At 71.9% G+C, this 24,160-nt stretch carries 19 protein-coding genes; 10 read left to right on the forward strand and 9 right to left on the reverse strand.

Features of this window, described 5'->3' with window-relative positions:
- Entirely contained in the window at positions 1 to 1,368 is a 1,368-nt protein-coding gene (locus G472_RS35580; RefSeq protein WP_051341273.1) for an HD domain-containing phosphohydrolase, read from the forward strand.
- A 22-nt stretch (positions 1,369 to 1,390) separates the two neighbouring features.
- Here the strand turns inward: G472_RS35580 and G472_RS0125250 are convergent, their stop codons facing one another.
- Positions 1,391 to 2,740: a pentapeptide repeat-containing protein gene (locus tag G472_RS0125250; RefSeq protein WP_029010601.1), complete on the reverse strand. Its 1,350-nt coding sequence runs from the start codon at positions 2,738 to 2,740 to the stop codon at positions 1,391 to 1,393.
- Between the two features lie 304 nt (positions 2,741 to 3,044).
- Between G472_RS0125250 and ffh the strand changes: the two genes are divergently transcribed.
- From ffh to rplS, 6 genes are read left to right on the forward strand one after another with little or no spacing between them, the layout of a single operon-like run.
- Positions 3,045 to 4,421: a signal recognition particle protein gene (gene ffh, locus G472_RS0125255; protein WP_029010602.1), complete on the forward strand. Its 1,377-nt coding sequence runs from the start codon at positions 3,045 to 3,047 to the stop codon at positions 4,419 to 4,421.
- Positions 4,418 to 4,792 (forward strand): VOC family protein, encoded by a 375-nt coding sequence (locus G472_RS0125260; protein WP_029010603.1) that lies wholly within the window; start codon positions 4,418 to 4,420, stop codon positions 4,790 to 4,792. The genes ffh and G472_RS0125260 overlap by 4 nt, the downstream gene beginning before the upstream one ends.
- 41 nt (positions 4,793 to 4,833) lie before the next feature.
- The gene (gene rpsP, locus G472_RS0125265) at positions 4,834 to 5,175 is read left to right on the forward strand and encodes a 30S ribosomal protein S16 (protein WP_029010604.1); all 342 of its coding nucleotides are present in this window, start codon (positions 4,834 to 4,836) and stop codon (positions 5,173 to 5,175) included.
- 34 nt (positions 5,176 to 5,209) lie between these two features.
- Positions 5,210 to 5,767, forward strand: coding sequence for a ribosome maturation factor RimM (gene rimM / locus G472_RS35585; protein ID WP_035693712.1), 558 nt, complete (start codon positions 5,210 to 5,212; stop codon positions 5,765 to 5,767).
- 59 nt (positions 5,768 to 5,826) lie between these two features.
- Entirely contained in the window at positions 5,827 to 6,567 is a 741-nt protein-coding gene (gene trmD / locus G472_RS0125275) for a tRNA (guanosine(37)-N1)-methyltransferase TrmD (protein ID WP_245593598.1), read from the forward strand.
- A gap of 41 nt (positions 6,568 to 6,608) precedes the next feature.
- Positions 6,609 to 7,004, forward strand: a complete 396-nt coding sequence (rplS, locus tag G472_RS0125280) for a 50S ribosomal protein L19 (RefSeq protein ID WP_029010606.1) — start codon at positions 6,609 to 6,611, stop codon at positions 7,002 to 7,004.
- A 113-nt stretch (positions 7,005 to 7,117) separates the two neighbouring features.
- Here the strand turns inward: rplS and G472_RS40695 are convergent, their stop codons facing one another.
- The 4 genes from G472_RS40695 to G472_RS0125300 all read right to left on the reverse strand — a co-directional run bounded on the left by G472_RS40695 (position 7,118) and on the right by G472_RS0125300 (position 13,344).
- Positions 7,118 to 9,337, reverse strand: coding sequence for a methyl-accepting chemotaxis protein (locus G472_RS40695; protein WP_156927253.1), 2,220 nt, complete (start codon positions 9,335 to 9,337; stop codon positions 7,118 to 7,120).
- Between the two features lie 80 nt (positions 9,338 to 9,417).
- Positions 9,418 to 11,526 (reverse strand): TRAP transporter permease, encoded by a 2,109-nt coding sequence (locus G472_RS0125290; protein WP_051341275.1) that lies wholly within the window; start codon positions 11,524 to 11,526, stop codon positions 9,418 to 9,420.
- A gap of 68 nt (positions 11,527 to 11,594) precedes the next feature.
- Positions 11,595 to 12,554: a TAXI family TRAP transporter solute-binding subunit gene (locus G472_RS0125295; RefSeq protein ID WP_029010609.1), complete on the reverse strand. Its 960-nt coding sequence runs from the start codon at positions 12,552 to 12,554 to the stop codon at positions 11,595 to 11,597.
- A 334-nt stretch (positions 12,555 to 12,888) separates the two neighbouring features.
- Positions 12,889 to 13,344, reverse strand: a complete 456-nt coding sequence (locus G472_RS0125300; protein WP_029010610.1) for a GNAT family N-acetyltransferase — start codon at positions 13,342 to 13,344, stop codon at positions 12,889 to 12,891.
- Positions 13,345 to 13,519: 175 nt separating this feature from the next.
- Here G472_RS0125300 and G472_RS0125305 point away from each other — a divergent pair, with 175 nt between their 5' ends.
- From G472_RS0125305 to G472_RS0125315, 3 genes are all read left to right on the forward strand, one after another.
- Entirely contained in the window at positions 13,520 to 13,711 is a 192-nt protein-coding gene (locus G472_RS0125305; RefSeq protein ID WP_029010611.1) for a hypothetical protein, read from the forward strand.
- Positions 13,712 to 13,861: 150 nt separating this feature from the next.
- Positions 13,862 to 14,455: a DUF6088 family protein gene (locus G472_RS0125310; RefSeq protein WP_029010612.1), complete on the forward strand. Its 594-nt coding sequence runs from the start codon at positions 13,862 to 13,864 to the stop codon at positions 14,453 to 14,455.
- Complete coding sequence (locus G472_RS0125315; protein ID WP_029010613.1) at positions 14,448 to 15,464, forward strand: nucleotidyl transferase AbiEii/AbiGii toxin family protein; 1,017 nt, start codon at positions 14,448 to 14,450, stop codon at positions 15,462 to 15,464. The genes G472_RS0125310 and G472_RS0125315 overlap by 8 nt, the downstream gene beginning before the upstream one ends.
- 92 nt (positions 15,465 to 15,556) lie before the next feature.
- On the opposite strand, the gene G472_RS0125320 is transcribed toward G472_RS0125315, so the two are convergent.
- From G472_RS0125320 to G472_RS0125335, 4 genes are all read right to left on the reverse strand, one after another.
- The gene (locus G472_RS0125320; protein ID WP_029010614.1) at positions 15,557 to 15,799 is read right to left on the reverse strand and encodes a type II toxin-antitoxin system Phd/YefM family antitoxin; all 243 of its coding nucleotides are present in this window, start codon (positions 15,797 to 15,799) and stop codon (positions 15,557 to 15,559) included.
- An 83-nt stretch (positions 15,800 to 15,882) separates the two neighbouring features.
- Positions 15,883 to 17,229, reverse strand: coding sequence for a sigma-54-dependent transcriptional regulator (locus G472_RS0125325; protein WP_029010615.1), 1,347 nt, complete (start codon positions 17,227 to 17,229; stop codon positions 15,883 to 15,885).
- Entirely contained in the window at positions 17,226 to 19,148 is a 1,923-nt protein-coding gene (locus G472_RS0125330; protein WP_051341277.1) for a sensor histidine kinase, read from the reverse strand. The genes G472_RS0125325 and G472_RS0125330 overlap by 4 nt, the downstream gene beginning before the upstream one ends.
- Positions 19,149 to 19,257: 109 nt before the next feature.
- Positions 19,258 to 24,111 carry an NAD-glutamate dehydrogenase gene (locus G472_RS0125335; RefSeq protein WP_029010617.1) on the reverse strand — a complete coding sequence of 1,618 codons (4,854 nt, stop codon included), beginning with the start codon at positions 24,109 to 24,111 and terminating at the stop codon, positions 19,258 to 19,260.
- Between the last annotated feature and the right edge of the window lie 49 nt (positions 24,112 to 24,160).

The following is a 24,160-nucleotide window of genomic DNA, read 5'->3' on the forward strand; positions in this document are numbered from 1 at the left end:
GTGAGCCCGCCCGAACCGACCGACCCCGCCGGCGCGGCGGCGCTGTTCGCCGCACTGCCGCTGCCGGCCGCCCATCTCGACACCCGCCTCACCTACCTGCGCGTCAACCGCCTCTTCGCCGAGGCGGACGGCCGCACCGCGGACGCCTACCCCGGCCGCAATCACTTCGACCTTCATCCCGACCCCGAGATGGAGGGCATCTTGCGCGACGTCGCGGCGACCGGCCGGCCGCACCGGGCCGAGGCCAGGCCGTTCCGGCCCCCCGGCCATCCCGAAGGGGACGTCGCCTACCGGGATTGGCTGATCCAGCCGGTGACCGGAGCCGACGGGCGCGTCGGCAGCCTGATCCTCACCCTGGTCGACGTCACCCGCCGGGTGGAGCTGGAGCGCGAGCACCACGCCCGCGAGGTGCGCCTGCACCGGGTGAATCGCGCCCTGAAGGCGCGCGGGGCCGGCAACCGGGCGATCATCGACGCCGCGGACGCCCCCGCCCTGCTGGCGGCCATGTGCCGCGTCCTTGTCGAGGAGGGCGGCTATCCCTACGCCGGCGTCGAGGACGCCGCATCCGGACGGCCGCTCGCCGCCTGCGGAACCCCGCCGCCGGAGCCGGCGGTCCTGCTGGCGCTGCCGGTCGCCGGGGAGGTGCCGTTCGGCACCCTGCGCATCGCCGCCGCCGGCCCCGACGGATTCGATCCTGAGGAGCGGACGCTGCTGACGGAGATGGCGGGCGACCTGGCCTTCGGCCTGTCGGTGCTGCGCCTGCGCGCGGAGCAGCGGCGGGGGGCCGAGCGGCTGACCCGCAGCCTGGAGGGCACCGTCGCCGCCATCGCCGCCACGGTGGAACTGCGCGATCCCTACACCGCCGGGCACCAGCGCCGCGTTGCGGAACTGGCCCGCGCCATCGCCCGCGCCCTGGGGGTGAGCGAGGACGAGACGACCGGCATCGTCATGGCGGCGACGGTCCACGACATCGGCAAGATTTCCGTGCCGGCGGAGATCCTGACGCGGCCCGGCCGGCTCAGCCCCGCCGAATACGGGCTGGTCAAGGCGCACGTGCAATCCGGCTATGAGATCCTGAAGTCGGTGGACGCCCCCTGGCCGCTGGCCGACCTGGTGCACCAGCACCACGAGCGCCTGGACGGCTCCGGTTACCCGCAGGGGCTGACGGGCGAGGCGATCCTGCGGGGGGCGCGCATCATCGCCGTGGCCGACGTGGTGGAGGCGATGGCCTGTCACCGTCCCTACCGGCCGGCGCTGGGCGTCGCGGCGGCGCTGGAGGAGGTGACCCGCCACCGCGGCCGCCTCTACGACGCGGACGCGGTGGACGCCTGCGCCGCCGTGCTGGGACAGGGGTTGGTGACCCTGTAGCCGGGGTCGGCGCCCGTCCGCCCTACGTCAGGCCGATCGCGTCGGCCGTCCGGGCGTCGGTGAGGTCGGCCCCCTCCAGATCGGACCCGGTGAGATCGGCGCCCGACAGGTCCGCCCCGGACAGGTTGGCGCCGCGCAGGTCGGTGCCGGTCAGGTTGGCTCCGGCCAGGTTCGCCTTGTGCAGGTCGGCGTTGCGCAGCACCGCCATGCTCATGCGGGCGCGCTGCAGGTTGGCGCGCCAGACGTGGCCGCTCATGGTCTGGATGTGGACCGGTCCCAGCCGGGCATCGGTGAGGTTGGCGTTGGACAGGGTGGCGCGTTCCAGGTTGATGCCGCGCAGGTCGGCGCCGGTGAAGTCCACCTTGCGCAGGTCCGCCAGCGACAGGTCGGCGATGGCCAGGGTGACCCCGACCAGCGAGGCCCCGCGCAGGGTGATGCATTGCAGGATCGCCGCCGACAGGTTGATCCCGTCCAGGTTCCGCCCCGACAGGTCGAGCGCCGACAGGTCGGCCCGCTTGCCCGTCTTGCCGCCGCCGTCGATCCACGCGACGTGCGCGGCCAGGATGTCGCGCAGTTCCTTTTCCGGGTTCTCCATGGCGCGCGCCATCACCGCGCCGACCAGGTTGGGCGAGCGGAGCTGGGCCGCGTCGAGGATGGCGCCGATCAGCACGGCGTTGGTGAAGTTGGCCCGGTTGATCGCACAGCCCGTCATCACCGCCCCCGACAGGCGCACGCCCGACAGGTTGGCCTCGGACAGGTCGGCGTCGGTGAGGTCGCAGCCCGTCATGTTGGCGTTGGTGAGGTTGGCGCGCATGAACTTGGTGCCGCGCAGCACCGCGTCGGTCAGGTCGGTCTGCATGACGAAGGCGTTGGCCAGCTTGGCCCGCGACAGGTCGGCCCCGCGCACCGTCGCCGCCGTCAGCTCCGCCGTGATGACGCCGTCGTCGAAGCTGTGCTCGCGCATCTCGCCGTTCTCGCCGTAGTGCAGCAGCGTGCCGTCGCGCAGGTCCACCTCGACCAGCGACGCCTCGCTCAGCACCGCGCCGCGCAGGCAGGCGCCGCGCAGATCGGCCCGGCGCAGATCCGCCTTCTCCAGGTTGGCCAGCCGCAGATCCGCGGCGTAGAGGTTGGCGTTCTGCAGGTTGCTGCCCATCAGACGGGCGCTGAACAGCTTCGCCCCCGACAAATCGGCGTCCGACAGGTCGATTCCCGACAGGTCCAGATGCGACAGGTCGCGCATCTTCAGATTGGCGCGCACCCCGCCCGGCTGGCTCTTGCGGAACGCCTGGTGGCGCAGCAGGACGGTGTTGAGCTGGCTCTGGGACAGCTTGGCGCGCGGCGCGTTCGACCCGAAGCCTTGCGACGTCGACATCCCTGACCCTCGATCCTTGACGGAGGGTCAGAATGCCCGCAAGCAGCGAACAAACGGTTAACGGTTCGTAAGAACTAGCCGGCTGCTGCGGCATTTCCTTACATACGGACGCAATCCGTGAGGGTAACGTCCGGTTGCCGGTCGGATCCTGTTGACTCACGCCGCCGCCGCTCCTAAAGTCCGCGGCTCAGTTCCTGTCGATCCGTTCGACACCGTGCCCGCCGGGCGCGCCGTCAGTCCGCGAGTGTCGCGCACTGGCGCGTTTTTTGTTTGGCGCGGGGGACCTGACCGATACGAGGACCGCATGTTCGAGGGCCTGACCGGACGTCTGGGCGACATCTTCGACAAGCTGCGCCGCCGCGGCGCGCTGAGCGAAGAGGACGTGTCCGCCGCGCTGCGCGAGGTGCGCATCGCGCTGCTGGAGGCCGACGTCGCCCTGCCGGTGGTCAAGCAGTTCGTCGCGCGCGTGAAGGAGAACGCGGTCGGGCAGGAGGTCCTTCGCTCGGTCACGCCCGGCCAGCAGGTCATCAAGATCGTCCACGACCATCTGGTGGAGATGCTGGGCGAGGCGGAGCCGATCAACCTCAACGCCGTGCCGCCGGTGCCGGTGCTGATGGTCGGCCTGCAGGGCTCCGGCAAGACCACCACCACGGCCAAGATCGCCCTGCGCCTGAAGAGCAAGGAGCGCAAGAAGGTCCTGATGGCGTCGCTCGACGTGCGCCGTCCGGCCGCGCAGGAGCAGCTCAAGGTGCTGGGCGAGCAGACGGGGGTGGCCACCCTGCCCATCGTCCCCGGCCAGGACCCGGTGGCCATCGCCCGGCGCGCGCTGGAGACGGCGCGCAAGGAGGGCTATGACGTCGTCATGCTCGACACCGCCGGCCGCCTCGCCATCGACGAGGAGCTGATGGCCGAGGTGGCGGCCGTGCGCGACGCCGCAAAGCCGGTGGAGACGCTGCTGGTCGCCGACGCCATGACCGGCCAGGACGCGGTGGCGGTCGCCACCGGCTTCAACGACCGGGTCGGCATCACCGGCATCGTGCTGACCCGCGTCGACGGCGACGCCCGCGGCGGTGCGGCCCTGTCCATGCGCCAGGTGACGGGCAAGCCCATCAAGCTGCTGGGCATGGGCGAGAAGCTCGACGCCCTGGAGGGCTTCCACCCCGACCGAGTCGCCGGCCGCATCCTGGGCATGGGCGACGTGGTCAGCCTGGTGGAGAAGGCCGCGGAGTCCATCGACCAGGAGGAGGCCGAGAAGCTTGCCCGCAAGATGGAGCAGGGCAAGGGCTTCGACCTGGACGACATGGCCGCCCAGCTCCGCCAGATCCGCAAGATGGGCGGCATGAGCGGCCTGCTGGGCCTGCTGCCCGGCGTCGGCAAGATCAAGGACCAGCTCAAGGACAAGAAGATCGACGACAAGGCGCTGAAGCGTCAGGAGGCGATCATCTCGTCCATGACGAAGAAGGAGCGCAAGACGCCGGAGATCATCAAGGCATCGCGGCGCAAGCGCATCGCCGCCGGCTCCGGCACCACGGTGCAGGAGGTCAACCGGCTGCTGAAGCAGTTCGACGACATGCGGTCCATGATGAAGCAGGTGCAGAAGCTGGGCAAGAAGGGCATCGCCCGCCACGGCCTGGGCGGCCTGCTGCCGCGCAACCTGCGGGGCGGGGGCGGCTTCCCGTGATCGACCACATCTCCCTGCCCGTCTCCGACATCACCCGCGCCAGGGCGTTCTACGACGCCGTGCTGGCGGCCGTGGGCTACCGCCGCATGATGGATTTCGGGCAGTCCGCCGGTTACGGCGACGCCCACCCGCACCTGTGGATCGCCGTGCCCGAGCAGCCCCCGGCGGGGCCGGCCGCCGGCGTCCACATCGCCTTCCGGGCCGCCAGCCGCGACGCCGTCGACGCGTTCCACGCGGCGGCGCTGGCCCACGGCGGCACCGACAACGGGGCGCCGGGCCTGCGGCCCGTATACCACCCCGACTATTACGCCGGGTTCGTCATCGACCCCGACGGCAACCGACTGGAAGCCGTGTGCCACACGGCGTCCTGAACCCATCACGTTCACGACCAAGCAGGAAAGCAGTTCCACCCATGGCTCTGAAGATTCGTCTCGCCCGCGGCGGCGCCAAGAAGCGCCCGTTCTACTCGATCGTCATCGCCGACGCCCGCAGCCCGCGCGACGGCCGTTTCATCGAGAAGATCGGCACCTACAACCCCATGCTGGAGCGCGACAATCCGCAGCGCGTGGTGCTGAACGCGGAGCGCGCCAAGCATTGGCTGACCATGGGCGCCCAGGCGACCGACCGCGTCGTGCTGTTCCTCGCCAACGCCGGCCTGGTCGAGAAGCCGGCCATCCGCGAGACCCCGAAGAAGTCGGCGCCCAAGGCCAAGGCGCAGGAGCGCGCGAAGGCCGCCGCTGCCGCCGAGGGCTGAGCCGGATTCCCGCAGTCCGCGGCAGGGTTCGTCCATGTCCAACCGCATCTGCGTCGGCCGGTTCGTCGGGGCGCACGGCGTGCGGGGTCTGGTGAAGCTGAAGAGCTTCACCGCCGACCCGGGCGCCGTCGCCGCCTATGGCCCGCTGTCGGACGCGACGGGGGCGCGGCGCTTCGCCGTGTCCCTCGCCGGGTCCAACAAGGGGCTGTGGCTGGCCCGCGTGGGCGGCATCGACAGCCGCGAGCAGGCGGAGTCCCTGGCCGGCGTGGACGTCTACGTCGACCGGGCCGCCCTGCCCGAGCCGGCGGATGAGGACGAGTTCTACCACGCCGACCTCATCGGCCTGGCCGCGGTGCTGGCCGACGGCACACCCTTCGGCACGGTGAAGGCGCTGTACGACCACGGCGCCGGCGACGTGCTGGAGGTCCGCACGCCGGGCGGCGGGACGGAGTTGCTGCCGTTCACCAGGGCCTGCGTGCCGGTGGTGGACGTGCGCGGCGGCCGTCTTGTCGTCGATCCGCCGGTCGTGGTCGAAGTGCGGCCGGAGGGAGATGCGGGCGATGGCGGGGGCGAAGAGGAGCCGGAGCGGTGAACCACGGGGCGGCCGGACCCCTGGCCTGGACGGTGCGGGTGCTGACCCTGTTCCCGGAGATGTTTCCGGGCACGCTGGGTCACAGCCTGGCCGGCAAGGCCCTGGAAAATGGAGTCTGGGCACTCGAAACGGTGGACATTCGGGCGTTTGCGCGCGATAAACACCGCTCCGTCGACGACACCCCCTTCGGCGGGGGCGCCGGCATGGTGATGCGGCCCGACGTCCTGGACGCGGCGCTCACCGCGGCCTGCGGCCCGCCGGGACGCGAGGGGCGCGGACGGGTCATCTACCTGTCGCCGCGCGGCCGGGTTCTCGACCAGGAACTGGTCCGGGAACTGGCGGCGACCCCGGTTGTGACGCTGCTGTGCGGCCGTTACGAAGGGGTGGACGAACGGGTGCTGGAGGCGCACGCGGTCGAGGAGGTCAGCCTCGGCGACTTCGTGCTGTCCGGCGGCGAGCCGGCCGCCCTCTGCCTCATGGACGCGGTGGTGCGTTTGCTGCCGGGTGTCATGGGGAACGTGGAGACGGCGGGCGAGGAGAGTTTCGAGCGGGGATTGCTGGAGTATCCCCACTACACCCGGCCGGCGGTGTGGACCGACGGGCAGGGTGTGGAGCGACGGGTGCCGGACGTTCTTCTGTCCGGTCACCACGGGAAGGTACACGCCTGGCGGCTCGCCGAGGCGGAGCGGATCACCGCGGGCCGCCGGCCCGACCTGTGGTCCCGCTACGCCGAGCGGCGCCGGGCCGAGGACGAAGCAACCGGCCGCGCGCGCCGCGGCCGCCGGAAACCGATGGAGTGACGGTCCGCCGCGAGGCGCGCCGGTTGAAAAGGGGTAGTGCCATGAACCTGTTGCAGCAGCTCGAGCAGGAGCAGATCCAGAAGGTCCTGGGCGACAAGACCATTCCGGAGTTCTCGCCGGGCGACACGCTCCGCGTGAACGTGAAGGTGGTCGAAGGCACGCGCGAGCGCGTGCAGGCCTATGAGGGCGTCTGCATCGCCCGCAAGAACGCCGGCGTGAACTCCTCGTTCACGGTCCGCAAGATCAGCTACGGCGAGGGCGTGGAGCGTGTGTTCCCGCTGTACAGCCCGCGCATCGACTCCATCGAGCTGGTCCGCAAGGGCGACGTCCGCCGCGCCAAGCTCTACTACCTGCGCGACCGCCGCGGCAAGTCGGCCCGCATCGCCGAGCGCACCACCGGCCGCGGCATGGGCAAGCCGGCCGCCGCCGCCGAGTAACATCGGGCGCACCTGCTGCAGCGACTGCCACACGCCCGCCGGGGTCTCCTCCGGCGGGCGTTCGGCGTTGGTGGCGGGGCGGACTGTGCCGTTCAGAAGGGCCGGGGAGCGCCCTACACCGCCCGGATCGACGCCGCGAACCCCTGCATCTCCTCGTCCAGGCGGCGGGACCAGGCGGAGAGGGACTCGGCGGCGGTGAGCACGTCGCCGGTGGCGGCCCGGCCCGCGGCGACGCCGGCGGCGACGGTGGTAAGGGCTTCGGACAACTCCCCGTTCTCCCGCGCCACGTCGCGGACGCCGGCGCCGATGGCGCGGGTGGCCGCCGCCTGGTCGCGCATGCCGTCGGCCACCGTGCCGGACAGGGCGCCGAGAGACCGGATCGTTTCGGTGATGGCGCCGATGGCGCTCACCGCCTCTCCGGTCGCGGTCTGCATGGCGGCGATCTGGCCGGCGATGCGGCCGGTGGCGGCCGCCGTTTGGTTGGCCAGCGTCTTGACCTCGTTGGCCACCACCGTGAAGCCGCGACCGGCCTCGCCGGCGCGCGCCGCCTCGATGGTGGCGTTGAGCGCCAGCAGGTTGGTTTGCGCGGCGATGCGGCCGATCATCTCCACCACGCCGCCGATGCTGGCGGCGGCTCCGGCCAGATCGTGGATGATGGCGTCGGTGCGTTCGGCGTCGCGCACCGCCCGCTCGGCCGTGTCGGAGGACAGCGCCACCTGCCGCTCCACCGCGGCGATGGAGGCGGTCAGCGCCTCGGCCGCGGTGCCGGCGGATCGCACACAGTCCAGGGTGCGGGCCGCCGCCGCGGCGGCGCTGCCGGTGCACCGGCCGGCCGCGTCCGCCTGCGTGACCATCGCCTGCGCCGTGCCGTGCAGGCCGCCCGCCGCCTGCGCCACCGCCCCGGCGACCGAGCGGACCGACGCCTCGAACCGGTCGGCCAGGGCCCGGAGCGTGCGCGCCTTCTCGTCCGCCGCCCGCCGCCGCTCCTCCTCCACCCGCTCGTTGGCCCGCGCCGCGGCGGCGGCGGCGTCGCGCAGCACCAGCAGCGCCTCGGCCATGGACGCCACCTCGTCGCGGCCGCCGGTCGGCACCGGCACCGCATGGTTGCCGTCGGCCACCGCCCGCATGGCGCGGGCCAGCGCCAGCAGGCGCGCGGCGATGCCCCGCCCGACGTAGAGCCAGGCGATCAGCACCGCGCCGACGATGCTGAGCCCCGCCACGGCGGCCAGCCACAGCCGGCCGGACGCGGTGGCCGCCCGCGCCGCCGCCGCGGCGTCGCGCGACGCCGCCAGCGTGACGGCGACGAATCCCTCCACGGCGGCGTCGAGGGCCGCCGCTCCGGCCCGGCTCTGCGCCAGCAGGACGGCACCGGCGCCCATGGCCTCCAGCTCCGCCGCGCGCACCGCGAACAGGCCATCGGCGCCGCGGCCGATGTTCAGAAGGGTGGCGACCGGCGCCTCCACCCGCGCCGCCTCGCGGGCCGGCAGGTCGGCCACCAGGGCCGCAATCGCCCCGGCCGCCCGGTCGAAGCGGGCGTGCAGATCCGGCAGGCGGTCCGCCTCCGTCCCGTTGGCTGCTTCGTTGAGCAGGCCGGCGGCCAGGTTGGTGAGGGCGCTCAATTCCAGGAAGGTGCTGAAGCGCACCAACGCGTCGGTGGTCAGGTCGCTGACCGCGAAGGCAGTGTTGCGGTGCAGCGCGTCGGCCGCCCGCCGCATCGCCTCCGCCGTCGCCGCGCCGCGGCCCTGCGTGTGGGCCTCCACCAGGGCACGGGCCGCCGCTGCGGTGTCGTCGGTCAGCGCCTCGGCCGCGGCGATCACGTCGCCCCTGGCACCGGCCGCCAGCGGCTCGATGGCGGTAAGAAGAGTCTGGTGGGTGGCGTTCAGCGTCTCCACCAGGGCCAGCCGGCGCAGCCGCCGGGCGATGCGGTCGTCGGCCGCCGTCGCCTGACGCTCCAGCGTGGCGAGCAGGCCGTGCGCCGCGCCGCCGAGGTCCGCCACCTGCCCCGCCGGCAGATCCAACCCGTCCAGGTCGGCCAGCCGGTCGGCCAGGGCCGCCGCCCGCCCGGCGATGCGGGCCGCCGCCGCGTCGCGGTCGGCCGGGGTGGCCGCCGCCTCCAGGTCGGGGGCGGCGGCGGCCAGGGCGGCGCTGGCCTTGCTCAGGCGGCTCACCGCCGCCACCTCCGGCAGGGTGTGGTCGGCGATGGCGTCGATGCGCCGCTCCACCGCCGCGTAGGACCACCACCCCACCCCGCTGCCCGCCACCGTCAGCGCCGCCACCGCCGCGAAGGCGGCGAACAGCCGGGCGGCCAGTCCCATCCGGAACGCCGTACGCATGGTTTTCCTCCCCCTGTGTCCGCGCCGCCGCCCGCCGGATCGCGGGTCTTTTCGGCGCCCTTCACGTCACGCTGAAACGGTCACACCGCCGGCACCCGCACCGCCGCGCGGCGGGTGCGCCACCACTGCCAGCCGGTGAAGGCCGCGGCCATGCCCAGGCCGATTTCGTCGGTGATCGGCATCGCCACCACCAGAAGCGCCGCCGCCGCCGTGGCGAAGGCCCGTTCCGGCCAGGAGAGCCGCGTCAGGAAGTAGCCCACCGAGGCACCGCCCCACAGCATGATGCCGATGGCCGCCTTGGCCGCGATGTAGACCACCGCCACGGGATCGTCGGTCTGCAGCAGCAGGGCCGGGGCGTAGACCGCCATGAACGGCACCACGTACCCGGCGATGGCGATGCGGGTGGCGATCCAGCCGATCTGCAGATGGCTCGCACCGCGCGCCACGGACGAGGCGGCCAGGGCGGCCAGCGCCACGGGCGGCGTCAGGTCGGCCATGATGCCGAAGTAGAAGACGAACATGTGGCTGACGATCAGCGGCACGCCCATCTCCAGCAGCGCCGGTGCCGCGATGGCGGAGGTGATGATGTAATTGGCCGTGGTCGGCAGGCCGGTGCCCAGCACGATCGAGGCGACCATGGTCAGCACCAGCGCCAGCATCAGGCTGCCGCCGGAGATCTCCACGATGCCGGCGGCGATGCCGGATGCCAGCCCGGTCAGGGTCAGGATGCCGATCAGCACACCCACCAGGGCGCAGGCGACGCCGACGCCGATGGCGTTGCGCGCCCCGTCCGCCAGGCTGCGCACCAGCAGGGTCAGCGTCTCCCGCCCGCCGCGCAGGGCCAGCGACGGCAGCACCAGCAACCCCACCATGGCCACCGCCAGGTGCTCCACCCGCAGCCCCATCCGCCACAGACCGGCCGCCACCAGGCCGAGCCCGATCCAGAAGGCGGTGCGCAGCCACACCGCCGGCAGCGTCCCGGCGGTGCCGGTGCCGAGGATCAGCACGATGGTGCAGGCGATGCCGATCACGCCGGCGAACATCGGCGTGAAGCCCGAGAACAGCAGGGCGACCAGCACCACCAGCGGAAAGATCAGGTGCCACTTCGCGCGGATCGCCGCCAGGGCGCTCGGGCATTCGGCCTTGGGCACGCCGTTCAGGCCATGCAGCCCGGCTTCCAGGTGGACCATCCAGAAGGCGGCGCCGAAGTAGAGAACCGCCGGCAGCAGGGCGGCCAGCGCCACCTCGTGATAGGGCACGCCGATGGTCTCGGCCATGATGAAGGCGGCCGCCCCCATGATCGGCGGCATGAGCTGCCCGCCCATGCTGGCCGTCGCCTCCACCGCCCCGGCGAAGGCCGGGCGGTAGCCGAAGCGGGTCATCAGCGGGATGGTGAACTGCCCGGTCGTCAGCACGTTGGCCACGCCGGAGCCGTTGATGGTGCCCATGAAGCCCGACGACACCACCGCCACCTTGGCCGGCCCGCCCTTGGCGTGGCCGAACATGCCCAGCGCCACGTCGTTGAACAGGCGGATCATGCCGGCGCGCTCCAGGAAGGCGCCGAACAGGATGAACAGGAAGATGAAGGTGGCGGACACGTAGATGGGCGTGCCGTAGATGCCCTCGGTGCCGAAGGCGAGCTGCTCCACCACCTGGTCGAAGCCGTAGCCGCGGTGGGCCAGCGCATCGGGCAGCATGGGGCCGAGCAGGGCGTAGGGCAGGAAGACGCCGCAGATGATCGGCAGGGCCGGCCCCAGGATGCGCCGCGCCGCCTCGAACACCAGGACGATGGTCACCGTCCCCACCGCCAGGTCGAGCGCCGTGGGATCACCGGCGCGCAGCAGCAGGTCGTGCTCGAACACCAGGTGGTAGAGGCTGACGGCAAGGGCGAGGGCGGCGAGGATCCAGTCGAGCGCGGGCACCGCCGTGCGCTCGTGGCGCCGGCCGGCGCCGAACAGCAGGAAGGTCAGGGCCAGCAGGAATCCCACATGGATCGCCCGCACCACGGCGCTGGACAGCGGCGCGAAGGTGGCCGTCCACAACTGGAACAGGGCGAAGGCGACGGACAGGGCGAAGATGACGCGGCGCGTCCACGCCGGCAGGTCGAGGTGGGCCGTCGCCGGGTTTTCGCGGTCGACGACGCGGCGGGTGGCGGCGGCCCCATCGGGCGGCCGCGCGGGGCTGGTCATGGCAGGGTCTCCGGGGCTGGGTGCGGGCGGCGGTGCGGCCGGGGGACCGGAGCCCCCCGGTGCCCGTATCACTTCAGCAGGCCGGCCTCACGGAAGTAGCGCTCGGCGCCGGGGTGCAGGGGCACGGCGATGGGGGCGGCCGCCCGCTCCGCGGAGATCTGGCGGGCGGCGCTGTGGGCGGCGGCGAGCGCCTCCGGGTGCGCGAAGACCGCCTTGGTCATGGCGTGGACCACGTCGTCGGACACCCCGGCGTGGGTCACCAGGTAGTTGGCGACGGACACCGTGGCGACGTCCCCGTCCTGGCCCGGATAGGTGCCGGCGGGAATGGTTGCGGACACGTACACCGGGTCGCCCATGCGGGCGACCACGTCCGCCGGCACCTCCACCAGCACCACCTCGGAGCTGACGGCCAGGTCCTTGATGGAGGCGACGCCCAGCCCCGCCGACTGGAGCGTGGCGTCGAGCTGGCGGTTCTTCATCAGCTCCACCGACTCGCCGAAGGGCAGGTACTCGGTCCTGGCGAAGTCACCGTAGCCGAGACCGGCGGCGCCCAGGATGGCGCGGGCGTTCAGCTCCGTGCCCGACTTGGGCGCCCCCACCGACACGCGCTTGCCCTTCAGGTCGGCCAGCGTCCGGATGCCGCTGTCGGCGCGCGCCACGATCTGGATGTAGTTGGGGTAGATGGCACCGACCGTGCGCAGCTTGTCCAGCTTCTGGCGGAATCCCGCCTCGGCGTCGCCGGCCCACGCCATGCTCAGGGAATCGCCCAGCGAGAAGGCCAGCTCGCCGCGCCCGCTTTGCAGCAGGTTCAGGTTCTCCACCGACGCCTTGGTCGCCTGGACCGAGGTTTTGGCGTCGGGCAGCGCGTCGCCCACCTGCCTGGCGATCGCCACCCCCAGCGGGTAGTAGACGCCGCTGGTCCCCCCGGTCAGCACGTTGATGAACTCGGCCGCCCCGGCCGGCAAGGTGGCGAACGACACGGCGGCGAACGACACGGCGGCGGTGGCGGCGGCAAACGCGGACTTCATGGTGCGTCTCTCCCTCATGCGGTGTTTGCGGCGGCGCGCGGGGGCGCCGTCCGGACCCATGGGGGCAAGAGCCGTGCCAGCGATCATCCGCCGGCCGAACCGTTGGAAAGCCTGGCACCGTCAGCGGACAAGGGAGCGGCGGCGTGCCGAAATCCGCACGCCGCCGGCGCGGCCGTGCGGATTCCGGCACGGGCTTCGCGGGTGCGGCGACGCGTCGGACGCGGTCTGGAGGCTCCCGCCGCGTTCATACGCCACGCAGGCTTCGGCCCCGACGGGCCACGGCCGCCGTCGCGGCCGATGGCGGGTTCGGAGTCGGGACGCTCCGATCCCGGCATCACCCTTCCCCCGCCAGCCGCATGTCCACGTGCGCAATCCCGGCGTCGTCGTAGACGCCGCCGATCCGCCGGAAGCCGAAGCCGGCGTAGAACGCTTCCAGGTAAAGCTGCGCGCCGATCTCCACCGCGTGGCCGGGCCAGTGCCCGGCCAGGCAGTCCAGCCCCTCCGCCACCAGCCGGCGGCCGAGCCCGGTGCCGCGCGCCGCGGGATGCACGGCCAGCCGCCCGAACCGGACGACGCCCGGCGCCTCGCCCTCCGGCCCCAGGCAGCGCGCGCACCCCATCAGCACCCCGTCGGGACCCGCGGCCATCAGATGGACGGCGTCGGGGTCCCGTCCGTCGATGTCGCCGTAGGGGCTGGCCTGCTCCACGATGAACACGTCCTGGCGCAGGCGCAGCAGATCGTAAAGAGCTTGGGCGGACAGATCCCGGAACGCCAGGCGTCGGATCTCCATGGGGGCGTTCTCCGGTCGGGCGACATGATTCCGGCGGTGACGAACGGTGGCGTCCCCTCCGCTAAGCGATCACCGGCACATCATACACGGCAACGGCGCGGTCGGCGCAAACGCGGACTTATATAGCCGCCACCATCCCGGCCGGGCGGGCGATCCGGCGAGGCAAGGACAAAGCATGAACCTGGCGATTCTCAGCGGAGCCGTGGTCGGGAAGACTCGGGCGGTCACAGTGTTGGAGATCGCCACATCCCGCCGTCCCGAAGGCCGGCACGTCCTCCTCACCGCCGCGGCGCGCACGCTGTCGCTGACGACCGTGCTGCGCTTATCGGACACGGACGCCGAGACGGTCTTCGCGGCGATCCGCTGACCGGAGACGAACGGGCGCCCGGTGTGCCCGGCCTGCGACTGTGATGCCGTGTATGACCGCCGCCGGCCGAACGGCGCGCCCTGCCGGCGCTGCAAGCCTCCGATTGAAGACTGTCAGAAAACTGCATATATTTCTGACAGGAGAATCGCCGTGCAACGCTTGACCGAACAGATCCTTCAGCATGCGACGCGGCTGCCAGAGGGCACGCCCGTCTCGGCTAAAAGCTTGCTTCACCTGGGCAATCGCGCCGCGGTGGATCAAGCCTTGTCGCGCTTGGCCACGCGGGGAAAACTGATCCGGGCTGGACGTGGGGTTTACCTGCTGCCGGTCACGAGCCGGTTCGGCACCAGAGCGCCGTCCGTCGAACAGGCGGTCGAGGCGCTCGCTGCGCAGCGCGGCGAGGTCATCGTCTCGAGCGGCGCCGCTGCCGCCAATAGCTTTGGGCTTACGACCCAGGTGCCGGTCCGAACCGTCTATCTGACGTCGGGGCGCACACGGAAAATCAGCATCGGCAAGCAAATCGTCGAACTTCGCCACGCCCCTCGCTGGCAGCTCACTATGCCGCATCGACCGGCGGGTCAGGCGGTGAGAGCGCTTGCCTGGCTCGGACCTGAGAAGGTCGAGGCGGCCCTCCACACCCTGAAGCGGACGCTTCCGCCCGCCGCCTTCAGCGAGCTGGTGGCCGTGGCGCCTCAGCTTCCGACATGGCTTGCGCGCAGCGTGGGGAAGGTCGCGCATGGCTGAGGCCTTCCTCCTCCTTCCGGCCGAGGATCGCCGGGAAGCCTTGAGCGTCGCGGCTGATCGCTCCGGCCGCCCCGCACACCTTCTCGAGAAGGATGTGTGGGTGGTGTGGGCGTTGGCGACGCTCTATGGCTCGCCCCTCGGCGAACATCTCGTCTTCAAGGGCGGCACCTCGCTGTCGAAGGCCTACGGTGTCATTCGGCGGTTCTCCGAGGACGTCGATCTGACCTACGACATTCGAGCGCTCGCACCGAATATCGTTGGAGACAACAGCGAAGCGCTGCCGAAGACACGAAGCGAAGAAAAGCGCTGGACGAGCGAGGTGCGCAAGCGCTTGCCGGAATGGGTTATGGGAGCCGTTCAGCCGGTCATCGCCGAAGCATTGGCAGAAGGCCCCTTCTCAGCGGCGATCCGGAGGGACGGCGAGAAACTCTTCATCGACTACGAGGCGATGGCGGGGGGCTCGGGCTATGTGTCTCCGAGCGTCATGCTCGAATTCGGCGCGCGCTCAACGGGCGAGCCGGCGAGCCCGCGTGATGTCACCTGCGATGCTGCCGGACTGGTGGATGGGGTGACGTTTCCGACCGCACGGCCACGAGTCATGCACGCCGAGCGAACTTTCTGGGAGAAGGCGACCGCAATCCACGTCTTCTGTCTTCAGGAACGACTCCGGGGTGACCGTTTTGCACGGCACTGGCATGACGTAGCGCGTCTGGATGAAGCGGGCTTTGCGGCCACCGCCTTCGCTGATCGCGAGTTGGCCAATGCCGTGGCGCGCCACAAGGCAATGTTCTTCGCCGAGAAGGCTGTCGATCGATCTCCGATTGACTATGCCGGGGCCGTGAACGGCGGCTTGCAACTCGTCCCGGGCGGCGATGGCGCGAAAGCTCTCGCAGAAGATTACGCACGGATGGTCGACGACGGGCTCCTCCTTGAGGAAGCCGAGCCTTTCGAGACGCTCATGGAGCGCTGCGCAGACATCGCCGCGCGAGCCAACAGCGCGGCAGGATAAGAAAAACGGGCCGGGAGGCAACGTTGTCCATTGGCCCTCCCGGGAGAGCCTTTCCGGGGGCGGTCGCGCGATGCGGGTGTCGATCAGCAGCCTTATGGCAGCTCACCCCGGAAGGCTCGCGCCATCTCGGCGGGAAGCGGCGCGTCAAAGTCATCGCCCGGCGTCACCTGGCCGCGCAGCAGGCCAAGGGGCCGCGGCGCGGTGCGCCGCCGCAGCGGCACAAGCCGGGCCATCGGCCGTCCGGACCGGGCGATGATGATCTCCTCGCCCGCGGCGGCACGGTCCACGAGCTGCGACCGATGGATCTTGGCGTCGTCCTGATTGACGGTGTCCATGACAGACCTCTCCGGTCGATTCCGACCAACCCTGGCATCGTCCAACCGGTTGGTCAACGCCTCCGCAAGACCGTCGCCCCCTCCTACCCCCGCTCGAACCGCGCCCGGTCGATGCCGTGCCGCTTCAGCTTGTCGTAGAAGGTCTTGCGCGGCAGTTGCAGGGCGGCGCAGGTGGCGGCGACGTCGCCGCGGTGGCGGGTGAGCTCGCGTTCCAGGACGCCGCGCTCGAAGGCGTCCATCTCCTCCGCCAGGGACAGGGGCGACGCGGCACCGGCACCGTCGGGGCGGCCGGGGGCGAAGGGCTCGCGCAGCAGGCCCAGCACCGTGCGTTCCGCCACGTTGCGCAGCTCGCGCACGTTGCCCGGCCAGTCGTGGGAGCACAGAAGCTGCATCTGCGCCCGCGACACCACCGGCGGCTCGCGGCCGTAGCGCACCGCGGCGTCGGTGACGAAATGCTCGAACAGGACGGGGATGTCCTCCATCCGCTCGCGCAGCGGCGGCAGGGCGATGGTGGCGACGTTGAGGCGGTAATAGAGATCGGCGCGGAAGCCCCGGCGGTCCGACAGCTCCTTCAGGTCCTCCTTGGTCGCCGCCACGACGCGGAAATCCACCGGGCGCGCGTCGTTGGACCCCAGGCGCTCCACCCGCCGGTCCTGCAGCACCCGCAGCAGCTTGACCTGCAGGGCCAGCGGCATGGTCTCGATCTCGTCCAGGAACAGGGTGCCGCCGTCGGCGTGCTCGATCTTGCCGATGCGGCGCTTCATGGCACCGGTGAAGGCGCCGGCCTCGTGGCCGAAGATCTCGCTCTCGAACACGCTCTCCGGCAGGGCGCCGCAGTTGAGCGCCACGAAGTTGCGGGCGCGGCGCGGGCTCAGCTCGTGCAGCGCCCGGGCCACCAGCTCCTTGCCGGTGCCGGTCTCGCCCAGCACCAGCACGTCGGCCGCGGTCTCGGCCAGCCGCTCCACCAGCCGGCGCACCCCGGCGATGGCCGGCGAGGTGCCGCGGATGGTGTCCTCCAGCGCGCCCCGCCCGGCGATGGCGCGGCGCAGGCGGCGGTTTTCCAGCACCAGCCGGCGCTTTTCCAGCGCGCGGCGCACCACCTCCACCAGATGGTCGGAGGAAAAGGGCTTCTCGATGAAGTCGTAGGCGCCCTCGCGCATCGCCTCCACCGCCATGGAGACGTCGCCGTGGCCGGTGACCAGCACCACCGGCAGGGCGGGGTCGACCGAACGGGCGCGGCGCAGCAGTTCCAGCCCGTCGATGCCCGGCAGCTTGACGTCCGTCACCAGCACCGCCGCGGCATCGGGTTCGAGCGCCGGCAGGGCGTCCTCGGCCCGCTCGAACCCGTCCACGGGGATGCCCGCCAGCTTCAGCGCCTGCTCGCTGCCCAGGCGGACGTCCGGTTCGTCCTCGACGAACAGCACCTTCATGCCGTGCCCCTCACGCTGCTTGCCTCCCCGGCCCCGGCGCGGGGCAGGTCCACCGCGAACTCCGCCCCGCCCGGCCCGCCGTCCACGGTGAGCTGGCCGCCGGCGTCGCGCACGATGCCGGCCGAGATTGACAGCCCCAGCCCCAGACCGGCCGCGTCCTTGGTGGTGAAGAACGGTTCGAAGATGCGCGGCAGCACGTCATCGGGAATGCCGGGGCCGGTGTCGCGCACGCGGATGCGCACCCGTTCCCCCCGCACCTCCACGGCGATGCTCAGGCGGCGCACCGGCTGCCCCTTCATGGCGTCCAGCGCGTTGCGGAACAGGTTGATCAGCACCTGCTCCAGCCGAACCTCCTCGAACACCACGGCGATGCCGGGGTCGGCCGGCACGCAGATCAGCTCCACCCCCTCCGGCGCCAGGCGCTGTTCGATCAGAAGCAGGGCGTTGTGCACGGCGCGGCCGACCGGCACCGGCTCCGCCCGCGCCTTGGTCTTGCGCGCGAACGCCTTGAGCTGGCCGGTGATGCGCGCCATGCGCTCCACCAGATGGGGGATGCGCACCAGGTTGGTGCGCAGGTCGTCGTGCAGGCCGCGGTCGAACAGCACCACGGCGTTGTCGGCGTAGGTGCGGATGGCCGCCAGGGGCTGGTTCAGCTCGTGGGTGATGCCCGCCGCCATCTGGCCCAGCATGGCGAGCTTGCCCGCCTGCACCAGCTCGTCCTGCGCCTCGCGCAGCACGCGCTCGGCCCGCTCGCGCTCGGCCACCTCGCGGGTCAGCCGCGCGTTGGCGGCGACCAGGTCGGCGGTGCGCGCGGCGATGCGCACCTCCAGCTCCTCATGGGCGCGGCGAAGCTCGACGTTGGCGGTTTCCAGCGCATCGCGCGCCGCCATGCCCTCCAGGATGCGGCGGCGGCGCTGGCGCAGGTAGAGGACGACCAGCAGCAGGAACACCACGGCGAAGGCGGCCACCGCGGCGGCGGTGCGCGCCGCCGCCGTCACCGGCGCCGGGTCGGACAGGATGACCACGCGCCAGTCGGGGCCGGGCAGGGCCACGCTCTGCATCAGGTACTCGGTGGTGCCGGGGCCGTCGGGGTCGCGGATCGCCAGCACCGGGGCGCCGTGCCGGTCGCCCCGTCCCGTCACGGCCAACGGCTCCAGCGTCACCCCGGCGTACTGGCGCGACAGGCTCATGCGCCGCAGCTCCGCCGCCGAGGGATCATCCAGGGTGCGGAAGCGCCACGCCGGCTCCGACGACAGGAAGGCGACGCCGGCCCCGTCGGCCACCAGCACCCGTTCGGGCCCGTTGCGCCACGCCTCCTCCAGCGCGTCCAGGCTGACCTTGACCGCCAGCACGCCGACGGTGCGCCCGCCGTCGCTGACGGCGTGGGACAGGAACAGGCCGGGCGTGCCCGTGGTGACGCCGACCGCGTAGAACCGGCCGCGACCCGACGTCATCGCCTGGCGGAAATAGGGGCGGAAGGCGTAATTGCTGCCAACGAAGCTCTGCGGCGTGTCCCAGTTGCTGGCTGCCAGCGTCAGCCCCGAGGCGTCCATGACGTAGAGCGTGGCCGACTGCGCCTCCTGCGTCACCGTGGCGAAGTAGCGGTTGACCCGGTCGCGCAGCGCCGCGTCGCCGGGATCGCGCAGCAGGCGGCGCACGTCCTCGTTCATGGACAGCACCACGGGCAGGTAGTCGTGGCGCTGGATGGCGCCCTCCAGGCTGCTGACATAGAGGGCGATGCGGTGCTCCCCGCCCGCCCGCAACGCCTCGATGCCGCGGCGTTCGCTCCACAGCGCGGCCCCGGCGACCGCCGCCGCGGCCATCGCCGTCACCGCCAGCCACCACGCCACCGCCTGCACCGGCCGGGGCAGCGCGCCGGCCGCCGGCGCCATCCCCGCAACGTGCCACCCGAACGCCATCGCCGCTCCGCTTCCCAAAGGGGAGGCGGAGTGTATCGCGTCGCACCGGCCTTGTCGCCGGAAGGCTCGCGGACGCCGGCGACCCGGGGTGCGGACGGCCGCGCCCCGATCACCCCGCGGTCAATCCCCTGAGCTGCCGGTTGGCCACCGCCAGCATGGCGAGGTCCACCGCCGGCTGGGTGCGCAGTTCGGACAGGAGCTGTTCGACCCGCTCCACCACCGGGCGGCGGCGGGCGATCCAGTGCTCGACCGGGTCCCCGGGCGGCAGGGTGCCGGCGCCGTCCAGGACGCGGACGGTCAACTGGGTCTGGTGGGCGAACAGGTCATCGACGATGGCGGCGGTGGCCTGCTTCTGCCAGTGGTTGTCGGTCTTCACCAGCGCCGCGCGGTCGCGCAGCCATTCCAGCCCGAAGCGGCGGCCCAGCATGAAATAGACCGCCGCCACCGCCGGCACGTCGCGCCCGGTCTGCCGGGCGACGCGCACCAGGTCGGGCGCCACCGCCAGAACCGGCAGGCTGGCGACGCGCCGCCCCACCTCCTCCGGCACCCCCTGCTCGCCATAGGCGGCGCAGCGCTGGGTCAGGCGGCCGGTCTCCTCGGCGTCCAGCACGCCGTCCAGGCCGGCGGCCAGCGTCTCGATGGCGGGACGGTAGAGATCGGTCTCCGACGCGATGTCCAGGGGATGGCTGCCGTTGATCAGGAACCAGGCGACGGCGCGTTCCATCAGCCGCACCGTCTCGATCAGCATGGCCGACTGCACCTCCGCCGGCACCCGGTTGTCCAGCCCCTCGATGGCGCTCCACAGGGGGCGCAGGCTGAAGGCGTCGCGCACGATGGCGTAGGCCCGCGTCACGTCGGCCGGCCCCATGCCGGTCTTCTCCATCATCTCCTTGACGAAGACGGGGCCGACGCGGTTGACCACGCTGTTGGTCACCGTGGTGGCGACGATCTCGCGCCGCAGCCGGTGGCGCGCGATGGCCTCGGCGTAGGGCTTGCGCAGGGGGCGGGGGAAGTAGCGCTCCAGGTCGGCCGCCATGAAGGGATCGTCGGGCAGGTCCGAGGCCAGCAGATCGTCGTACAGGGTGATCTTGGCGTAGGCCAGCAGCACCGCCAGTTCCGGCCGGGTCAGGCCGCGCCGTTCGGCGGTGCGGGCAGCCAGTTCCTCCTCGTCGGGCAGAGCCTCGATACGGCGCTTCAGACGGCCCGACTTCTCCAGGGCGCGGATGAAGCGGGCCTGCGCCTCCAGCATCTCCGGCCCGCGGGCCTGCGCGATGGTCAGCGCCTGGGTTTGCAGATAGTTGTCGGTCAGCACCAGCCCCGCCACCTCGTCGGTCATGCCGGCCAGCAGGTGGTCGCGCTGCTTCAGCGTCATGTCGCCGCGGCCGACCACGTCGCCCAGCAGGATCTTGATGTTCACCTCATGGTCGGAGGTGTCGACGCCGGCGGAGTTGTCGATGGCGTCGGTGTTCAGGCGCACGCCCGCCTGCGCCGCCTCGATGCGGCCGCGCTGGGTCATCGCCAGGTTGGCGCCCTCGCCGATCACCTTCGCCCGCAGGTCGCCGCCGTCGATGCGCACGGCGTCGTTGGCCTTGTCGCCCACCTCGGCGCTGCTCTCGCCCGCCGCCTTGACGTAGGTGCCGATGCCGCCGAACCACAGCAGGTCCACCTCGGCGCGCAGCATCGCCTGGATCAGCTCCAGAGGCGTCACCCGGTCGCGGTCGATGCCGAAGCACGCCCTGATCTGCGGCGTCAGGGTCAGCGCCTTGGCCGAGCGGTCGAAGATCCGCCCGCCGTCCGACAACAGCCGCGCGTCGTAGTCGGCCCAGGAGGACCGCGGCAGCTCGAACAGGCGCCGGCGCTCCTGCCAGCTCAGCTCGGGATCCGGGTCGGGATCGCAGACGATGTGGCGGTGGTCGAAGGCGCCGACCAGGCGGGTGCAACGGGACAGCAGCATGCCGTTACCGAACACGTCGCCGGACATGTCGCCGACGCCGACGCAGGTGAAGGGTGTCGTCTGGATGTCCCGCCCCAGTTCACGGAAGTGGCGCTTCACCGACTCCCAGGCGCCGCGGGCGGTGATGCCCATCTTCTTGTGGTCGTAGCCCTGGCTGCCGCCCGACGCGAAGGCGTCGCCCAGCCAGAACCCGTGCTCCAGCGCGATGCCGTTGGCGATGTCGGAGAAGGTGGCCGTTCCCTTGTCGGCCGCCACCACCAGGTACGGGTCGTCGCCATCGTGGCGCACCACGTACGCGGGGGGCACCACGGCCCCCTCGGCGTCCAGGTTGTCGGTGACGTCCAGCAGGCCGCGCATCAGCGTCCGGTAGCAGGCCACCCCCTCGGCCATGGCGGCATCGCGCCCGGCGGCGGCCGGCGGCGGGCGCTTCACCACGAAGCCGCCCTTGGAGCCGACCGGCACGATGACGGCGTTCTTCACCATCTGCGCCTTCATCAGGCCTAGGATCTCGGTGCGGAAGTCCTCGCGCCGGTCGGACCAGCGGATGCCGCCGCGCGCCACCTTGCCGCCGCGCAGATGCACGCCCTCCATGCGCGGGGAATAGACGAACACCTCCACCCACGGCCGCGGCGGCGGCAGGTCGTCCACCGCCTGGCTGTCGATCTTGAAGGAGAGGTAGGGCTTCGGCCCGCCGTCCGTGTCGGGCTGGTAGGCGTTGGTGCGCAGCGTCGCCTGGACGGCGTTGACGAAGCGGCGCAGGATGCGGTCCTCGTCCAGGTTGGCCACGTCGTCCAGCGCCCGCACGATGGCCTCGGCCGCGTCCGCCTGGCGCGCCGCGGAGTCGGCGGCCTGCGCCGGGTCGAAGCGGGCCTCGAACAGGCGGACGATCAGGCGGACGATCTGCGGGTGGGCGGCCAGCGTCGCCTCGATGGAGTCCTGGCCGTAGGGGATGCGGGCCTGGCGCAGGTACTTGGCGTAGGCCCGCACCACCGTGATGCGGCGGGCGCTGAGACCGGCGCGCAGGACCAGCCGGTTGAAGCCGTCGTCCTCCATCCGGCCTTCCCACACCGCCGAGAAGGCTTCCTGGAAGCTGTCCTTGACCAGGGCGCAGTCGACCGGCATCCCCGTCTGGGAACGGGTGACGAAATCGTGAATCCACACCGCGCCGGGCCGGTCGGCGGGGGCCAGCTCGAAGGGCAGTTCGGTGATGACCCGCAGGTCCATGTGCTCCAGCATCGGCAGCACATCGGACAGGGGCACCGGATGCCCCTCGTGGTAGAGCTTGAAGTGGACCTCGTCGGGGTCGGCCTCCAGGGGACGGTAGAGGTTGATGGCGACGCGGCCGCGCGCCAGCACGCTTTCCACCCGGTCGATGTCGTGCACCGCCGCTTCCGCCGAGTACGCCTCGCGGTAGCCGGTGGGGAAGGCGGCGCCGTAGCGGGCCATGAGCCGGGTCGCCGCCTCGTCGCCGCGCAGTTCGACCAGGGCATCGCGCAGGCGGTCGCTCCAGTCGCGCGCCGCCTGGACCAGCCGCTCCTCGATGGCGGCGGTGTCGATGGCGGGCACCCGGCCGGGTTCGGTGCGGATGGTGTAGCGGACGCGCGCCAGCACGCTTTCCGCCACCCGCGTGGTGAAGCCGCTGCAGGTGCCGTTGAGCGCGGATTCCAGGATCTCCTGCATGCGCAGGCGCAGCCCCGTGTCGTAGCGGTCGCGCGGCACGTAGACGAGGCAGGTGCAGAACCGCTCGAACGGGTCCTTGCGCACGAACAGGGCGAGGCGCTGGCGCTCCTGCAGGTGCAGGATGCCGATGGCGGTCTCGTACAGCTCCTCGACGCCGACCTGGAACAGCTCGTCGCGGGGATAGTTCTCCAGGATGTTCAGCAGCGCCTTGCCGTCGTGGCTCCTGGGGTCGAAGCCGGCGCGCTTGAGAACGCCGGACACCTTGTGGCGCAGGAACGGGATGTCGCGCGGGCTGCGGTTGTAGGCCGAGGAGGTGAACAGGCCGACGATCAGCCGCTCCCCGACGATGGCGCCCGCGGCGTCGAAGCGCTTCACCAGCACCGCATCCATGGGAACCGAGCGGTGCACGGTGGCCGCCCGGTTGGCCTTGGTGACCATCAGCACGCGCGGCTGGCGCAGGAAGTCGCGCACGTCCGGCGGCAGCGTCCGGAAGTGGCGCAGCCCGTCGAAGACCGTGTAGTCGCTGTCGCGCAGGATGCCCAGCCCGCTGGCGGCGTCCATGCGCAGCATGGGCTCGCCGGTTCCGGCCTCGTCGTCGAAGCGGTACTCGCGGTAACCGAGGAAGGTGAAGTGGTCCTCGTCCATCCAGCGCAGGAAGGCTTCGGCCTCGGCCACCTCCTCGCTCGGCAGGACGATGCGCATGGCCTCGGCCTCGGCCAGGGCTTCGCGAAGCTGGCCGCGCATGGGGCGCCAGTCGGCGACGGCCACCCGCACGTCGTGCAGCACCCCTTCCAGCCCGGCCCGGACCCGCTCCAGCGTCGCGGCGTCGGTGTGGGTGGCGACCTCCACATGCATGAAGGACTCCGCCAGCGCCCCCTCGGCATCCCGGCCGTTCCCTTCCATCAGGCCGGTGAGCGCGCCGCCGTCATCCCGGGTCACCCGCACCACCGGGTGGATGACGAGCTGCACCGACAGCCCCTGCCGGTTCAGCTCCGCCGTCACCGAATCGACCAGGAACGGCATGTCATCGTTGACGATCTCCACCACCGTGCGGTGGGAGGTCCAGCCGTGTTCCTCGATGCGGGGGTTGTAGACGCGCACGCTCGCCACGCCGGGCCGCCGCCGCTGGCCCCACTGCCACATGGCGATGGCGGCGCCGTAGAGCTGCTCCGCCGGTGTCTGCACGATGTCGTCGGGGGGCACGTTGGCGTAGAAGGCGCGCACGAAGCGCTCCGCCATGCCCGCGCGGTCGCGGTCGAGCCGCCCGTGCACATGGCGGATCACCGCTTCGGTCAGTTCGTCCTTGAGCTGCTCGGCCCGCAGAGCCATGGCGGGTCCCTCCCGTTTCTTTTCTTGACGCGTCCGGGCAAAGGGTAGC

The organism is Azospirillum halopraeferens DSM 3675 (genome assembly GCF_000429625.1).
Lineage (GTDB): Bacteria > Pseudomonadota > Alphaproteobacteria > Azospirillales > Azospirillaceae > Azospirillum > Azospirillum halopraeferens.

Excerpts from the sequence above, each read along its gene's own strand:
- G472_RS0125250 (WP_029010601.1), bottom strand. The coding sequence starts at position 2,740 with ATGTCGACGTCGCAAGGCTTCGGGTCGAACGCGCCGCGCGCCAAGCTG.
- ffh (WP_029010602.1), top strand. The coding sequence starts at position 3,045 with ATGTTCGAGGGCCTGACCGGACGTCTGGGCGACATCTTCGACAAGCTG.
- rpsP (WP_029010604.1), top strand. The coding sequence starts at position 4,834 with ATGGCTCTGAAGATTCGTCTCGCCCGCGGCGGCGCCAAGAAGCGCCCG.
- rimM (WP_035693712.1), top strand. The coding sequence starts at position 5,210 with ATGTCCAACCGCATCTGCGTCGGCCGGTTCGTCGGGGCGCACGGCGTG.
- trmD (WP_245593598.1), top strand. The coding sequence starts at position 5,827 with ATGTTTCCGGGCACGCTGGGTCACAGCCTGGCCGGCAAGGCCCTGGAA.
- rplS (WP_029010606.1), top strand. The coding sequence starts at position 6,609 with ATGAACCTGTTGCAGCAGCTCGAGCAGGAGCAGATCCAGAAGGTCCTG.
- G472_RS40695 (WP_156927253.1), bottom strand. The coding sequence starts at position 9,337 with ATGCGTACGGCGTTCCGGATGGGACTGGCCGCCCGGCTGTTCGCCGCC.
- G472_RS0125290 (WP_051341275.1), bottom strand. The coding sequence starts at position 11,526 with ATGACCAGCCCCGCGCGGCCGCCCGATGGGGCCGCCGCCACCCGCCGC.
- G472_RS0125295 (WP_029010609.1), bottom strand. The coding sequence starts at position 12,554 with ATGAAGTCCGCGTTTGCCGCCGCCACCGCCGCCGTGTCGTTCGCCGCC.
- G472_RS0125300 (WP_029010610.1), bottom strand. The coding sequence starts at position 13,344 with ATGGAGATCCGACGCCTGGCGTTCCGGGATCTGTCCGCCCAAGCTCTT.
- G472_RS0125305 (WP_029010611.1), top strand. The coding sequence starts at position 13,520 with ATGAACCTGGCGATTCTCAGCGGAGCCGTGGTCGGGAAGACTCGGGCG.
- G472_RS0125315 (WP_029010613.1), top strand. The coding sequence starts at position 14,448 with ATGGCTGAGGCCTTCCTCCTCCTTCCGGCCGAGGATCGCCGGGAAGCC.
- G472_RS0125320 (WP_029010614.1), bottom strand. The coding sequence starts at position 15,799 with ATGGACACCGTCAATCAGGACGACGCCAAGATCCATCGGTCGCAGCTC.
- G472_RS0125325 (WP_029010615.1), bottom strand. The coding sequence starts at position 17,229 with ATGAAGGTGCTGTTCGTCGAGGACGAACCGGACGTCCGCCTGGGCAGC.
- G472_RS0125330 (WP_051341277.1), bottom strand. The coding sequence starts at position 19,148 with ATGGCGTTCGGGTGGCACGTTGCGGGGATGGCGCCGGCGGCCGGCGCG.
- G472_RS0125335 (WP_029010617.1), bottom strand. The coding sequence starts at position 24,111 with ATGGCTCTGCGGGCCGAGCAGCTCAAGGACGAACTGACCGAAGCGGTG.